General features: G+C 62.4%; 15 protein-coding genes and 1 tRNA gene. 7 read left to right on the top strand and 9 right to left on the bottom strand.

Features of this window, described 5'->3' with window-relative positions:
- Positions 1–62: 62 nt before the first annotated feature.
- Positions 63–148, top strand: a tRNA-Leu gene (locus tag WEB61_RS07480).
- Between the two features lie 57 nt (positions 149–205).
- Here the strand turns inward: WEB61_RS07480 and WEB61_RS07475 are convergent.
- The gene (locus WEB61_RS07475) at positions 206–697 is read right to left on the bottom strand and encodes an N-acetyltransferase family protein (protein ID WP_368063725.1); all 492 of its coding nucleotides are present in this window, start codon (positions 695–697) and stop codon (positions 206–208) included.
- Between the two features lie 53 nt (positions 698–750).
- Here WEB61_RS07475 and WEB61_RS07470 point away from each other — a divergent pair, with 53 nt between their 5' ends.
- Positions 751–1344 carry a helix-turn-helix domain-containing protein gene (locus WEB61_RS07470; protein WP_368063705.1) on the top strand — a complete coding sequence of 198 codons (594 nt, stop codon included), beginning with the start codon at positions 751–753 and terminating at the stop codon, positions 1342–1344.
- 8 nt (positions 1345–1352) lie between these two features.
- Here the strand turns inward: WEB61_RS07470 and WEB61_RS07465 are convergent, their stop codons facing one another.
- The gene (locus WEB61_RS07465; RefSeq protein WP_368063704.1) at positions 1353–2012 is read right to left on the bottom strand and encodes a TetR/AcrR family transcriptional regulator; all 660 of its coding nucleotides are present in this window, start codon (positions 2010–2012) and stop codon (positions 1353–1355) included.
- A 106-nt stretch (positions 2013–2118) separates the two neighbouring features.
- Between WEB61_RS07465 and WEB61_RS07460 the strand changes: the two genes are divergently transcribed.
- The 3 genes from WEB61_RS07460 (at position 2119) to WEB61_RS07450 (ending at position 3945) form a co-directional block, all read left to right on the top strand.
- Positions 2119–2913: a Coq4 family protein gene (locus WEB61_RS07460; protein ID WP_368063703.1), complete on the top strand. Its 795-nt coding sequence runs from the start codon at positions 2119–2121 to the stop codon at positions 2911–2913.
- Between the two features lie 91 nt (positions 2914–3004).
- A complete protein-coding gene (locus tag WEB61_RS07455) occupies positions 3005–3364 on the top strand; it encodes a Spx/MgsR family RNA polymerase-binding regulatory protein (protein WP_368063702.1) in 360 nt (119 codons plus the stop codon).
- On the top strand, positions 3361–3945 hold the full coding sequence (locus tag WEB61_RS07450; RefSeq protein WP_368063701.1) for a GNAT family N-acetyltransferase: 585 nt from the start codon (positions 3361–3363) through the stop codon (positions 3943–3945). The genes WEB61_RS07455 and WEB61_RS07450 overlap by 4 nt, the downstream gene beginning before the upstream one ends.
- Here the strand turns inward: WEB61_RS07450 and WEB61_RS07445 are convergent.
- Positions 3942–4250 carry a sulfurtransferase TusA family protein gene (locus WEB61_RS07445; RefSeq protein WP_368063700.1) on the bottom strand — a complete coding sequence of 103 codons (309 nt, stop codon included), beginning with the start codon at positions 4248–4250 and terminating at the stop codon, positions 3942–3944. The genes WEB61_RS07450 and WEB61_RS07445 overlap by 4 nt on opposite strands.
- 205 nt (positions 4251–4455) lie before the next feature.
- On the opposite strand from WEB61_RS07445, the gene WEB61_RS07440 reads away from it, so the two are divergent.
- Positions 4456–6258: a long-chain-acyl-CoA synthetase gene (locus WEB61_RS07440; RefSeq protein ID WP_368063699.1), complete on the top strand. Its 1803-nt coding sequence runs from the start codon at positions 4456–4458 to the stop codon at positions 6256–6258.
- 66 nt (positions 6259–6324) lie between these two features.
- On the opposite strand, the gene WEB61_RS07435 is transcribed toward WEB61_RS07440, so the two are convergent.
- Positions 6325–7542 (bottom strand): LLM class flavin-dependent oxidoreductase, encoded by a 1218-nt coding sequence (locus WEB61_RS07435; protein ID WP_368063698.1) that lies wholly within the window; start codon positions 7540–7542, stop codon positions 6325–6327.
- 40 nt (positions 7543–7582) lie between these two features.
- Complete coding sequence (locus WEB61_RS07430) at positions 7583–8209, bottom strand: TetR/AcrR family transcriptional regulator (RefSeq protein ID WP_368063697.1); 627 nt, start codon at positions 8207–8209, stop codon at positions 7583–7585.
- Positions 8210–8385: 176 nt separating this feature from the next.
- Here WEB61_RS07430 and WEB61_RS07425 point away from each other — a divergent pair, with 176 nt between their 5' ends.
- Positions 8386–9195 carry a glucose 1-dehydrogenase gene (locus WEB61_RS07425; protein WP_368063696.1) on the top strand — a complete coding sequence of 270 codons (810 nt, stop codon included), beginning with the start codon at positions 8386–8388 and terminating at the stop codon, positions 9193–9195.
- 5 nt (positions 9196–9200) lie between these two features.
- On the opposite strand, the gene WEB61_RS07420 is transcribed toward WEB61_RS07425, so the two are convergent.
- From WEB61_RS07420 to WEB61_RS07405, 4 genes are all read right to left on the bottom strand, one after another.
- Positions 9201–9668 (bottom strand): DUF1801 domain-containing protein, encoded by a 468-nt coding sequence (locus WEB61_RS07420; protein ID WP_368063724.1) that lies wholly within the window; start codon positions 9666–9668, stop codon positions 9201–9203.
- 97 nt (positions 9669–9765) lie between these two features.
- Complete coding sequence (locus tag WEB61_RS07415) at positions 9766–11088, bottom strand: DUF1963 domain-containing protein (protein ID WP_368063695.1); 1323 nt, start codon at positions 11086–11088, stop codon at positions 9766–9768.
- A 201-nt stretch (positions 11089–11289) separates the two neighbouring features.
- The gene (locus WEB61_RS07410) at positions 11290–11688 is read right to left on the bottom strand and encodes a DUF1801 domain-containing protein (RefSeq protein ID WP_368063694.1); all 399 of its coding nucleotides are present in this window, start codon (positions 11686–11688) and stop codon (positions 11290–11292) included.
- 10 nt (positions 11689–11698) lie between these two features.
- A complete protein-coding gene (locus tag WEB61_RS07405) occupies positions 11699–12220 on the bottom strand; it encodes a DUF1801 domain-containing protein (protein WP_368063693.1) in 522 nt (173 codons plus the stop codon).
- Positions 12221–12421 lie beyond the last annotated feature (201 nt).

Raw genomic sequence — 12421 nt, 5'->3', positions numbered from 1 at the left:
CCGGGCTTCTTTTCGATTGAAGGTGCGGTCCGGCCCAGTATGATGCGCCCCGCGCTTCGGGAGCCCCTGTGGCGGAATGGTAGACGCGGCAGACTCAAAATCTGTTGTTGGCAACAACGTGCTGGTTCGAGTCCGGCCAGGGGCACCAGCCTTCGCACTTTGGCTGGCGAGCCACGCTGCGACGGGTGCTCACAGCGTTATGGGCTCACCCGAGCATCTTCTGCATCAGGACAAGATCGAGCCAGCGGTCGAACTTGCGGCCGACTTCGGGCATGCGCGCGACCTCGTGGAAGCCGAAGCGCTCATGCAGGCGGATCGAGGCGAGGTTCTCCGCCTCGATGCCGGCGATCATTGTGTGCATGCTGAGTCTCGCGGCCGCTTCGATCAACGGCGGCATCATGGTGCCGGCGATGCCGCGCCTGCGCAGGTCGCCGCGCACATAAATCGAATTTTCGACAGTGAAGCGATAGCCCTCATGCGGGCGGAAGTCGCCGAAGGTGGCGTAACCAGCGACCGCGCCACTGTCGTCGGCGACCAGCAACGGAAAGCCGCGCCCCTGCCGCTCCTCCACCCAGAGCCGGCGGTTTTCGAGATCGGCGTCCGTTTCGTTCCAGATCGCGGTCGTGTTGGCTACGGCATCATTGTAGATCGCAAGGATGCCGGGCAGGTCCGACTCCTGTGCCGTGCGAACCTCAATGCCCATCGAAAATCTCTTTGGCGACAATGATCTATTATATTAGAATTTATTCCATGAAACTAGATAGACGTCAATCGGCAAAATCGGCGCCTGCCGACGATATCGAGATACGCGTGGCGGCGCGGCTGCGCGAGGCGCGTCTTGCGCGCGGTCTGACCCTTGAACAACTTGCGGAAACGTCGGGCGTCAGCCGGGCGATGATTTCCCGGATCGAACTCGGGCACTCGAGTCCGACGGCGGGCCTGCTCGGGCGCTTGTGCGGCGGGCTCGGCCTTGCGGTTTCCGATCTCTTTCGCGAAGTCGAGACAGCGCCGTCGCCGCTTGCGCGCGCATCGGAGCAGCCCGTCTGGACAGATCCTGCGACGGGTTACCTGCGGCGCTCCGTGACACCGCCTGGATCCAGGATCGACATCGTGCACGTCTCGTTGCCGGCCGGCGCACGCGTCGACTATCCGGCGACAGCCTATGCGGCCGGCGAGCGTCAGATCGTCGTGCTGAAGGGTGGGCTCGAATTCGGCAATGGCGATGCGGTCTTTCGTTTGCAGCGCGGCGATTGCCTGCGCATTCCGCAACGTGCGGCCAGTTGGTACGCCAATCCGGGCGCACACAACGTCGAGTATCTCGTCGTCTATGACGGTGCCGCCTGAGCGCGCTGCTACTGCTCGCCGTCCCAGTGTTCGTTCAGCAGCTTCGCAAACCAGTTACGGAAGCGCTTGATGCCGTCGGCGTCGAGGCCGACGGCTTCTGCGAGTTGCCGTCCGACGATCGCTTCGCCGAACGCCGCGTTGGCGGTCAGCATCGCCATGAACAAAGTGTCTTCCCTGTCAGGCGCCGGCTTGCCCTTGAGAGCCGCATATTCCTCGCGCCGTTTTTGCAGGGCTTCGACGATCTCTCCCATGACGTTGTGGGCATCGGATTTTTCTGTCGCGCGTCCGGTCAGCAGCAGCCAGGAAAGCAGGCGCGCCGTGCCGCGATCGCTCAAGGCTTCGAACACATGGCCGATATGGTCGGAGGCGTCCGCCTTGGTGTGTTCGCCTCCGAGCGCCGTCAGCATGGTGTCGCGCAGTTGAGCATTGGCGCGCGCGATCAGCGCACGGACCAGCCCTTCGCGGCTTTCGAAATGATGCAGGATGGCGGGGTGCGAGATGCCGATGTCGCGGGCGATGTCCTGAAGCCGCAAGCCTTCAGGGCCCTGCCGGGCGAGACGCTCCTCGGCGGCGTCCAGAATGAGCCGCCGCGCCTCCTCGGCGGTGCGGCGGATGCGTTTTCCCGTCGTTTTGGCGGGGCTGGCGGCGGTTTTGGCGACGGTCGACAAGCCGGTCTCCTTCAAGCGATTTATATTGACAACAATGTCAGTACTTGATACATAAAGCTGCAAGGGGCGTAGAGGTATACCTCATCCTAACAACGGGATTAGAGCGATGACGACAGCCAGTCCAGCCGATTTCAGCGCTGCAGCCCCCTCAAAGGCGAAACGCAAGCGTATCGAGCCGTTGAAGGCCATTCGGGCGGTCCGCGCCCTGATCGCCGACAAGGAAGATACGGGCCAAGTCTTCAAGATCATCGACGCCTTGTCCGGTAGTGTCCGCGACCGCATGTTCAAGCGCTTCATCGCCACCGAGATGGGGCAGCGGATCGTCGCCGAAAAGCGTGACCTCATTGCGGCGCTTAACGACCGTGAACGGTTGTCGCGCCTTCCGGAGGGCACCCTCGGCCGTACCTATTATGAATTCATGGCGGAAGAAAACCTGACGGCCGACGGACTTGTCGAGGCGAGCCGTGAGGTGCCGCTGCGCGAGGAACGGCCGGAAGACGAGCAGATTTTCGGCGATCGGCTGCGCGATTCGCACGATCTCTGGCATGTGACGACGGGTTATGGCCGCGACGGGCTCGGTGAGCTGGCGCTGCTTGCCTTCAGTTATGCGCAAACACGCAATCGTGGCATCGGTTTCATCGTGCTGGTGGGCTGGCGCCTCAGTGTCAAACGCAATCCCGACCTGAAGCTCGGACGCGTCATACGCGAGGGTTTCCGCCACGGAAAGCAGGCAAAATGGCTGCCCGCGGCCGATTGGGAGGCTCTGCTCGACAAGCCGCTCGAGGAAGTGCGGGCGTTGCTCGGCATCATGCCGCCGGAGGCTTACCGCGCGGTCGAGCCCGTTACCTCCGAGCGGGAACGCCAGTTCATTGAGCGCGAGGCGCTCAAGAAAGCGGCCTGATTCAGCCAGTTTTTCGGTTTTCGGCGCAAGGCCGCTTGGCCTTTGCCGCTTCCCGGCTATGCTTTGCCATGATGAAGCATGCGGGGAGGGGATGGTGCTGACCGTTTACGGGCTGAAGAATTGCGACACCTGCCGCAAGGCCTTGAAATGGCTCAAGGATCAGGGCATTTCCCATCGCTTTCACGACGTCCGGGCCGACGGCATCGCGCTTGCCGACGTCAAGCGTTTCGCCAAGGCCGTGGGCGCGGAAACGCTGCTCAACAAGGCCAGCACGACATGGCGAAACATGCCCAAAAGCATGGTCGGGCATGATGCTCTGAAACTGATGGCCGAGCACCCGGCGCTGATCAAGCGGCCGGTCTTCGAGGCATCGAACGGGACCATTGTGGTCGGCTTTCGGGAACCGCAAAAAGCGACCCTGACGGCGCTCGCCGAAGCGGGGATAAAATGAGGCTCGGCGGCCGCGCCGTATCCACGCCGGCGCTGTCGCTGCCGATCGGAACACCGCGTCTCGTCCTGCGCGACTTTACGGTGCGCGACCTCGACGAGGTTCATGCCTATGCCTCGCTCGAGGAGGTGACGCGGCATCTGATCTGGGGACCGAACACGCTGACGCAGAGCCGGGAGACGATCCGCGGCTTTCTCAACGATCAGAAACAGAAGCCACGCGTCGATTTCGACCTCGCCATCGTTCTCCGGGGCGGCAAGAAGCCGCGCCTGATCGGCGGCGTCGGTCTCAAATTCGCAGACTGGGACCGGCTCACCGGCGATCTCGGCTATGCGCTGCATCCCGACTACTGGGGGCAGGGTTATGCGGCCGAGGCCGCGCAGGCGCTGATGGAGGCCGGTTTCCGCGAGCTTGGGCTGCAGCGCATCTATGCAACATGCGACCAGCGCAACAAGGCGTCGGCGCGGGTGATGGAGCGGCTCGGGATGCGCCGCGAAGGCGCGCTGCGCCAGAGCCGGTTTATCCAAGGGGCGTGGCGCGACGAATATCTCTACGCCATCCTCGCCGAGGAATTCTTCGCCTAAAGACTGCGCACCGGCTTTGCCACCAAGTCCATGTCGTCTTCATGGATATTATCACCCCGGCGGATCAGGAATTCGATCCAGGTGCCGCGGTCGCGCATTTCCAGAAGCTCGTGACCTGCCTCGGCGCAGAAATGCGGCATGTCGATCCGCGCCACCGGATCGCTCGCAAAGACGCGCAAAAGCGCGCCGGGCGCGAGGCGCAACAGACGCTTGCGGGCGCGCAGCACCGGCAGCGGACATTGCTGGCCGATCACATCGAGCAGGATTTCGCCCGGATCGTCGCGGCTTTCATCTGTTTCTGGCATTTCCGGTCCGGCTCCGAACGAGTCTGGCAGGCGGCCCGATGATGGCCGCGCTGCCTGTCGCTGTCACTCCGTTTTGGCGGTCCCCGTCGTTGACGCCGAATTTACCGGTAAAATTCCGGCTTTTCTTGACGGTTGCCGGGGGCCATGGGCATAAAAGAGAAGACAAGAAAAGCTCAGCTTTTTTCGGGACCGGAGGGATACGGGGATGGGTCTGATCAAACGGATCGGCAATGAAATTACCTTTCTGCGTGCGGCGCTCCGCACGCTGAAAAAGGCGACCGCCGTTCGCGAGAATGCGGCGCACACACTTGCCGACACGATCGAGGAACTGGCGCGGACCAAGCCGAACAACATCGCGATCTATTTCGAAGACCGGAAGATCACCTATCGCGAATATAACGAGGCGGCCAATCGCTATGCGCGCTGGGCCAAGGACCAGGGCCTGGGGCGCGGCGACGTGATTGCGCTGATGATGGAGAACCGGCCGGAATATCTCGTGGCCTGGCTCGGCATCATCAAGGCGGGCGCGACGGCGGCGCTGATCAATACCAATCTCACCAAGGGCCCGCTCGCCCATTGCCTCAACATCTCGAATGCCAGCCATCTTATTCTCGGGACGGAACTTGCCGAGAACTATTCGACGGCCACCGACCAGCTCGAACGGCCGATGACGGTCTGGGCGACGGGCGGGAGCGTGCAGGGCGCCAACAATCTCGATGCGGCGCTCGCGCAGCAGTCGGGCGATCCGCTGCCGGCCGACTTCCGTGCCGGCCTGACGATCGAAGACGACGCGCTTTACATCTACACCAGCGGCACGACCGGCAATCCAAAGGCCGCGCGTATTCCCCATGTGCGTCTTCTGACGATGATGGGTGCTTTCGCGGCGGCCGTGAACGCGAAGGAGAGCGACCGCATGTATGTGGTGCTGCCGCTCTACCATTCGGCCGGCGGCGTCTGCGCGGTCGGCACCACACTGACCGTTGGTGGCTCGGTGATCATCCGGCAGAAGTTTTCGGCGACCCACTTCTGGGACGACACGAACAAATACGGCGCGACGCTCTTTCAGTATATCGGCGAGCTCTGCCGCTACCTGCTCAACACCAGCAAGCACCCGAAGGAAACCAAGCACAAGCTGCGCATGGTGATCGGTAACGGGTTGCGTCCGGAGATCTGGCCGGCCTTCCAGAAGCGCTTCAAGATTCCGCACATTCTGGAATTCTACGGGGCGACCGAAGGCAATGTGGCACTGATGAATTTCGACGGCACGCAAGGCGCCATCGGGCGCGTGCCGGGCTGGGCGAAGAAGAAGTTCAATGTCGAGATCGTCAAGTTCGACATCGAGAACGAAAAGCCGGTGCGCGGGGCCGACGGGTTCTGCATCCCGGCCGAAGCCGGCGAGGCTGGCGAGGCGCTCGGCAAGATCAGCAACGATCCCGATCAGCCGACCGGCCGCTTCGACGGTTACGCCAAGAAAGACGAGACCGAGAAGAAGATTCTGCGCGACGTCTTCGAGAAAGGCGATGCGTGGTTCCGCACCGGCGACCTGCTGCGGCAGGATGCACGGGGTTACTACTATTTCGTCGACCGCATCGGCGACACCTTCCGCTGGAAAGGCGAGAACGTGGCGACGTCGGAAGTGGCCGAAGCGATCTCGGTCTTTCCGGGCGTCAAGGAGGCCAATGTCTATGGCGTCCATGTGCCGGGCGCCGATGGTCGCGCCGGCATGGCCTCGATCGTCGCCGCCAACGGTGCGCTCGATCTCGATCATTTCCGCACGCAGATGCAGAAGGAGCTGCCGGATTATGCGGTACCGGTCTTCGTTCGCCTGCAGCCCGAAATCGAAATCACGGGCACGTTCAAACACCGCAAGGTTGAGCTTGTGAAGGAAGGGTTCGATCCCTCGATCGTGCCCGACCCCGTTTATTTCAATTGCCCGGTGCAGAAGAAATATGTGCCGCTGGACCAGGGGCTTTACGGGCGGATCTGCGCCGGTGAAATGAGGTTCTAGATTCCATTACCGATAACGGAAAGGGCGGCTCGATGAGCCGCCCTTTTGTTTTTGCGCGTGCGCTGTTTACTGCGCGGCGTCGGGTTTCTTGCCGAGGCCCATCGCTTCGAGAATTTCCGGGCGGATGTTTTCGGTGCCCTTCTTCTCGATGTGCTGGGCGACGCGCGTGCCGACCGCCATCATCGCCTGACCCATGAAGGTCGGGCGGTTGGTGCGTGCCCAGTCGAGCGAAGCTTCCCGGTTGACGTTCAGGTCCTGGAACTTCGGGAAGACGTAGCGCGCCATCAGTTCGTAGGATTTCTTCGTGTTGTCGAAGTCGGCCCAGTTATGCGCCATCTGCAGGAAGGCGCCGAAACCGCCCGACTGGCTCTGCAACCGCTCGATCTGCGCAATCGCGTCGTCCGGTGTGCCGATGACAGCCATGCCGGAAGCGATCAGTGCGTCGACCGGATCCGAACCATCGGTCGGCGCCAGCGGCAGGGCCGCCACTTCGCGGAAGTAGTAGAGCCATTTTTCGAGACCGAAGCGGACATTCTCGCGCGCCTTTTCGCGCGTCTCGGCGATGTGGACCGGACCGACAAGGCGCCACGCATTGCGGTCGACCGTCGTGCCGTTGTCCTTTGCGGTGTCCTCGCAGATCGCCCAGTTGGTGGAAAGCGCGTTGAAGCCGCCGGCGGACGTCGCGCCGATCGACAGGAGGCCGACGCCATGCTTGCCGGCGGCGGTGGCGCCGGTCGGCGAAACCTGGCTTGCGACCGCGATCTCGACGCCGGGGCGCGAGTACGGCGTCATCTGCAGGCGCGCCTCGTTGAGTTCGAACCAGCTCGTCTTCGCCGTCACGGTTTCGCCGCGCAACAGCGGCACGATAACATCGAGGGCCTCGTCCATCATGTCGCGCTGTTTGGCGACCTCGATGCCCATCATGAAGGCGTCGGAGGGAAGCGCGCCCGGTCCGACGCCGAACATCACGCGGCCGCGCGTGATGTGATCGAGCTGGTTGATGCGATCGGCCAGCATCAGCGGCTGGTGATAGGGAAGCGAGGAAACGCCCGTGCCGAGACGGATATGCTTTGTGCGTTCGGCCAGCGTCGCGATGAAGAGTTCGGGGCTCGCGATCAGCTCGTAGCCCGCCGAATGATGTTCGCCGATCCAGGCTTCGTCGTAGCCGAGCCGGTCCATCCACTGGACGAGTTCGATGTCGCGCTCGATCGCCAGCGTCGGATTTTCGTCGAGCGGGTGGAAGGGGGCAATGAAGGCGCCGAAGCGCATTTTTGTGCCGGCCATGTCGGGGTTCCTTTTCTGAATGTTTCCCTGTTGTCGAATTCTATGTTCTTGCGGGCGCCTTGGCCTTGAAGCCGTTCAGCGCGATGTCGAGAAATTCGCGATTAAATGCCGACGTGTCGGCTTCGGGGTGGGCGCTCCACCAGGCGGTCAGCGCGCTCCATGTGGCGACGATGGCGGCGGCACCGATCTCGGGCGTAAAGCTCGGGCGGAACTCGCCGCGCGCCTGGCCGCGGCGCAGGATCGCGGCGACAAGATCGATCACGCTTTCGTTGAGCTGCGATGTCACGAGATGGGCGGCGGGCTGGTCCATGAATTCGCTCAGCATCTTGCGCATGACAGGCGCATTGCCCTGCCACTGCTCCTCGAATGCCGCCGCGAGGAAATAAAGCTGTTCTTCGGCGGTGCCGTCATGGGTCGCGAGCTTTTCGGAGAAAGCGGCCGTGATCTCGTCGTTGAAGGCATGGATCAGCGTCGCCTTGCCAGCAAAATGCAGAAAGAACGTCGCCTTGGCGATGCCCGCGCCGGCGCAAATATCCTCGATGGTGACGCCGTCATAGCCATGCTCGCCGAAGAGGCGCATGGCCGTGCGGTAGATTTCCTGCCGCGTGCGCTCCTTCTTGCCGGGGCGGCGGGGCAGGGCGTCCGTTTCGATCTCGGCGGATTTCAACGGCTTCATCCTCCAGTGTTCTGTAACGTCGCGTTTCGCAGAAAATAGACCACAGTACATTTTTCTGCAAGCAAGGGGTGGGGTGGGCCGTTGCGGCACTAGGGCGGATACCCTAGAACATTGACCCAAAAGCCGGAAGAGTATCGGCCAAAACAAGCAAAACCGGGAGACGAAACATGGGACGGGTAAGCGGCAAGGTGGCGCTGGTAACGGGTGCCGCGAGCGGCATCGGCCGGGGTGCGGCGCTGGCGCTGGCGGCGGAGGGGGCGAAAGTCATCGTCACCGATGTCGACGCGGCGGGTCTCAAGGAAACGGCGGCGCTGATCGGCAAGGCCGGCGGCACGGCCTCGGCCCACAGGCACGACGTCACCAGCGAAGCCCGCTGGGCGGAAATCGTGGCCGCCGCCAAGGCCGAGTTCGGCGGCCTGCATATTCTCGTCAACAATGCCGGCATCGCCATCGGCGCCTCGGTCTTCGAAATGTCCTACGAGCAATGGACGCGCCAGCAGGCGATCAATGTCGATGGCGTGTTCTTCGGCGTCAAACACGCCGTTCCGCTCATCGCGGCGTCGGGCGGCGGTTCGGTCATCAACATTTCATCGGTTGCCGGCCTCCAGGGCGCGCCGGGGCTTGCCGGCTATTGCGCGACCAAGGGCGCTGTCCGGCTTTTCACCAAGGCCGTCGCCCTCGAATGCGCGCAAGGACAGATGAATGTGCGGGTCAATTCGGTTCATCCCGGCATCATCGACACCGCGATCTGGCAGAAGATGACGCCGGACGGCACGGATGCGCTCGCCTCCAGCGTGTTGCCGATCGCCGAAGGCGCCAATGCGATCGATCCGAATGCGATCGCGGTTGCGACGCCGCTCGGCTATGCCGGCCTGCCCTCGGACATCGCGGCCGGGATCGTGTTCCTGGCGTCCGACGAGTCGCGTTACATGACGGGCGCGGAACTCGTCATCGATGGCGGCATGACGGCCCGCTGAGGCCCTCAAGCGCTCTTCGGTTTCTTCCGGGCGCGGACGGGGCGGGCGGCGTGCGCCGAAACGTTGAGAGCAACGGCGGCGTGTATAAGCGCCTTTAATGCCTTTTCATCGATCCTGTCGCCCTCATGGAAATCGATGGCGCGCCTCACATTGCCGTCGAGGCTCGAATTGAAAAGGCCCGAAGGATCCTCCAGCGCGGCGCCGCTGGCGAAGGTCAGCTTCACCTTGTCCTTGTAGGTCTCGCCGGTGCAGATGATGCCGGCATGCTCCCACACCGGAACCCCCGTCGGGTTCGACGGCTTTCTCCATTTCACCTCCTCGACGATTTTAGAGTCGGCCGCGTGCATGAGCTTCCGGACGCGGGCGAGCGTCTCGCCCCGCCAATCGCCCAGCGCCGCGATTTTCGCGTCGATCAGTTGAGCGGGCGAGGTTTCTGCTTTTGTTTCCTGCCGGGTTCCCGAAGTCTTCTTCATGGTGGTTGTCGCTTTCTTCGTGATCGTTGCCGGCGGCCTTCCACCTTCACCGACGATCATTCTGCAATCTGTGTGCAGGCAAGCAAGCTTAAGCTTTCTAGTTTGTGATGTCGAAGATCACATTGCTGAAATCCCCGCGCGACAAGTCATCGCGATCGATGAACAGGACGAGAGAATACATATCGCCCCACGCCCAGCCGACCATCGAACTTGTCGGAAACCCCAGCAAGACCGCGTTCCGCGTTGCCGGTCCATGAGGTGTGTAGACATGGCCAAGCGGCGCATGTCCCATGGCTCCGCACTCATGCCGGGCTTCGAATTGCCAGATCGTTTCCATCCGTAGACGCAATTCGGGATGGAGCGCTTCGGGTGTAGAGGTGTAGGCGTATATGGCATGCCGATAAAGCCGGTCGGCATAGCCCCAATACCACCATCCGCCTGCGCGTGGATCCGGCTTTTCGCACAGCGTCTGGATCGCGGACGTGATGACGGCATAGCCTTCTTCGTCATTCTTCAGATAGTTTGTATCGCAGGAAGGAAGGGCGGAGAGCTGTGCTACCAGTTCCCCGACGGGTCCGAGTTCAAATTCCTTCGTGAAAGGCAACAGCGCATCTTCGATGAGCGAAAACCGTTCCAGCGCGCGCGACGCTTCGGGTTGCATTCTCTCCAGTTCCGTCCGGGTTTCGTCGCGGCATTTTTTCTGAAGCAGCCCGTCTATTCGTGCTTTTCTTTCGTTCAACTGTTTCCGCACGCTCTCGAGGAGTGCCGAGAGCGTCGCTTCGTTGAACGGATGAAAGGCCGCGTTGGAGAGGTCGGGGCTCTCGGCATCGCGGGGATCGGGAAAGCCGGGCGCCTTGCCTTTGCGCCATCCCGCGGGCGGAGGAAGTTGTCCGACATGTTCCATGACCGCGATCGGCCACTCGGGCGAATGTGCCTGCAATGGCGGTCTTTGCTTGTCGTAAGCACGCGGCCAGAACCAGACCGCATCCGTCTGCCCCGGACCCTCGCGCCGTTTCAACTCGCCTTCGATGTGGAGCACCTTCGGGGTCAGTTTTTCGGGGTGGAGGAAAACCGCAAGCCAGCCCCGCCTGGGACCGAGGCCCGACCAGATGTTCTCAGGCAGCGCAGACAGGTCCAGCTGGCATATGAAGCGAAGAGGTTCGCCCTCGATCTCCGGCCATGCAATGTTGCCGGGCAAGCGAGGCATGCCGCCAAACCACCCGGCATGCTGTTGTGCGGGTAACGGTACGACCGGCGTAAGCAGGGCGCAGGGCTCGCTGCTGTTTCGCGCATCCGCCTGCATCATGGCGGTTGCGGCTTCGTTTTCCACGATACCGCGCAACAGCTCGGTGGCGAATTCGCGCGACGCCCGGGCCGCTTTCCGCTTGCCAAAGAGCTTTCCGATCACCCGGCGGATCATCCCTCACCTGCCTGCTTGTCTGTACCGTGGCGAAGAATGCCTCTCTTCAAGTAAACATCCCGGTAAAATCAACGGGAAACATTGAGACAGAATTTGCACGGATCGAGATTGACGGCCGCGTCCCTCATTGGCGCGAAGCGCGCATTCGTCGAGACGATCCGTCAAGCTTCAGACACGCCCCGCCCTGCACACCGGCCAACGCTAGACCAGCCCGAGGCGTTGCCGGATGTCGCGGCAGGCAGCTGCGATCAAGTCACCCAAGGCCTCATCGTCCAGCTCTTTGCTGGGGCGCAGTTTCACATGACGCATGCGCTTGCCGTCGCCTACGAGCAGTCCGACGGGATCCGCAAGCATTGCGCCATAGTAAAAGCCGACACTCGCGTGAGCATTGAATGCGTTGACATATCCAAACGGCGCGTTTCCTACGCAAGCGACCGGACATCCGTCGTGCAGGAGCTCGCGGACGTCGGCACCGCAGCCGCGCATGCGCTCAAACCATGCCCGCGTCATCAACCGGAACGGATCGGCGAAGTCCGAGAACCAGGCCTCAATCCGAGGATCGCGTCGGACCGCACTTGGGAACCGCAATAGATCGTTCATCCGACCAGGCTCACATCTTCTCGCCGGGCAATTGGCTTGCCTGCTTCACCCAGGCGGCGAACTGTGCTTCGTCGAACGGGTCATCCTCATGGATGTCGAGGTAGCGCACGCCTTTCTGTTTGGAGGTGCCGGGCGGGACAGGACGCAGCGACGCGCCGCGGAAGAACGCCACCTTGATGTATTTCGTGAAGCAATGAAGACTGAGGAACCAGCCCTGGTCCTCGTCGCCCGCGCCATAGAAGGGCGAGTTCCATTTGACCGCCTTGCGCACGCCGGGGACGGCGCGTGTAACGAGCGCGTCGATGCGGCGCCCGACGCCCTGTTTCCAGCCCGGCATGGCCGCGATATAGGCCTGCACCGGGGCGTCGCCATAGGCCTTGGCGATCTGGGGGTTGCCGCCCGAGAGGAGGACCGGCTTCCCGGCTTTCGACGTTGGCGCCGTCTTGCGCTGGCCGGCCGGGTTCGCAGCGACCCCTTTGGCGGGGGCCTTCCTTGCGGCTTTTGTCGATTTGACGGGCGTCTTGCCGGCCATTGCGCTCACTCCACCGATAGATGGATGAATAAACAAGAGTAGCTGGTTTCGGGATGGAGGTTCAATTGGTCCGGCGCCTTAACGCAGTGCCCCTGCGGCATTCACATATCTTGCATGCGATCGGCGTTGTTGTGTGACGCTTTACCCCTCCCCAAACGGTCTTCGACCGTTTGACCCTCCCACAGGGGGAGGGTGGGAAGA

Origin of the sequence: Parvibaculum sp. (genome assembly GCF_040882025.1) — a bacterium.
Lineage (GTDB): Bacteria > Pseudomonadota > Alphaproteobacteria > Parvibaculales > Parvibaculaceae > Parvibaculum.
Note: the sequence above shows the minus strand (reverse complement) of the source record. Positions and strands in the feature narration are given on the sequence as shown.

Excerpts from the sequence above, each read along its gene's own strand:
- WEB61_RS07425 (WP_368063696.1), top strand. The coding sequence starts at position 8,386 with ATGGGACGGGTAAGCGGCAAGGTGGCGCTGGTAACGGGTGCCGCGAGC.
- WEB61_RS07435 (WP_368063698.1), bottom strand. The coding sequence starts at position 7,542 with ATGGCCGGCACAAAAATGCGCTTCGGCGCCTTCATTGCCCCCTTCCAC.
- WEB61_RS07445 (WP_368063700.1), bottom strand. The coding sequence starts at position 4,250 with ATGCCAGAAACAGATGAAAGCCGCGACGATCCGGGCGAAATCCTGCTC.
- WEB61_RS07415 (WP_368063695.1), bottom strand. The coding sequence starts at position 11,088 with ATGATCCGCCGGGTGATCGGAAAGCTCTTTGGCAAGCGGAAAGCGGCC.
- WEB61_RS07455 (WP_368063702.1), top strand. The coding sequence starts at position 3,005 with ATGGTGCTGACCGTTTACGGGCTGAAGAATTGCGACACCTGCCGCAAG.
- WEB61_RS07460 (WP_368063703.1), top strand. The coding sequence starts at position 2,119 with ATGACGACAGCCAGTCCAGCCGATTTCAGCGCTGCAGCCCCCTCAAAG.
- WEB61_RS07410 (WP_368063694.1), bottom strand. The coding sequence starts at position 11,688 with ATGAACGATCTATTGCGGTTCCCAAGTGCGGTCCGACGCGATCCTCGG.
- WEB61_RS07450 (WP_368063701.1), top strand. The coding sequence starts at position 3,361 with ATGAGGCTCGGCGGCCGCGCCGTATCCACGCCGGCGCTGTCGCTGCCG.
- WEB61_RS07420 (WP_368063724.1), bottom strand. The coding sequence starts at position 9,668 with ATGAAGAAGACTTCGGGAACCCGGCAGGAAACAAAAGCAGAAACCTCG.
- WEB61_RS07405 (WP_368063693.1), bottom strand. The coding sequence starts at position 12,220 with ATGGCCGGCAAGACGCCCGTCAAATCGACAAAAGCCGCAAGGAAGGCC.
- WEB61_RS07470 (WP_368063705.1), top strand. The coding sequence starts at position 751 with ATGAAACTAGATAGACGTCAATCGGCAAAATCGGCGCCTGCCGACGAT.
- WEB61_RS07440 (WP_368063699.1), top strand. The coding sequence starts at position 4,456 with ATGGGTCTGATCAAACGGATCGGCAATGAAATTACCTTTCTGCGTGCG.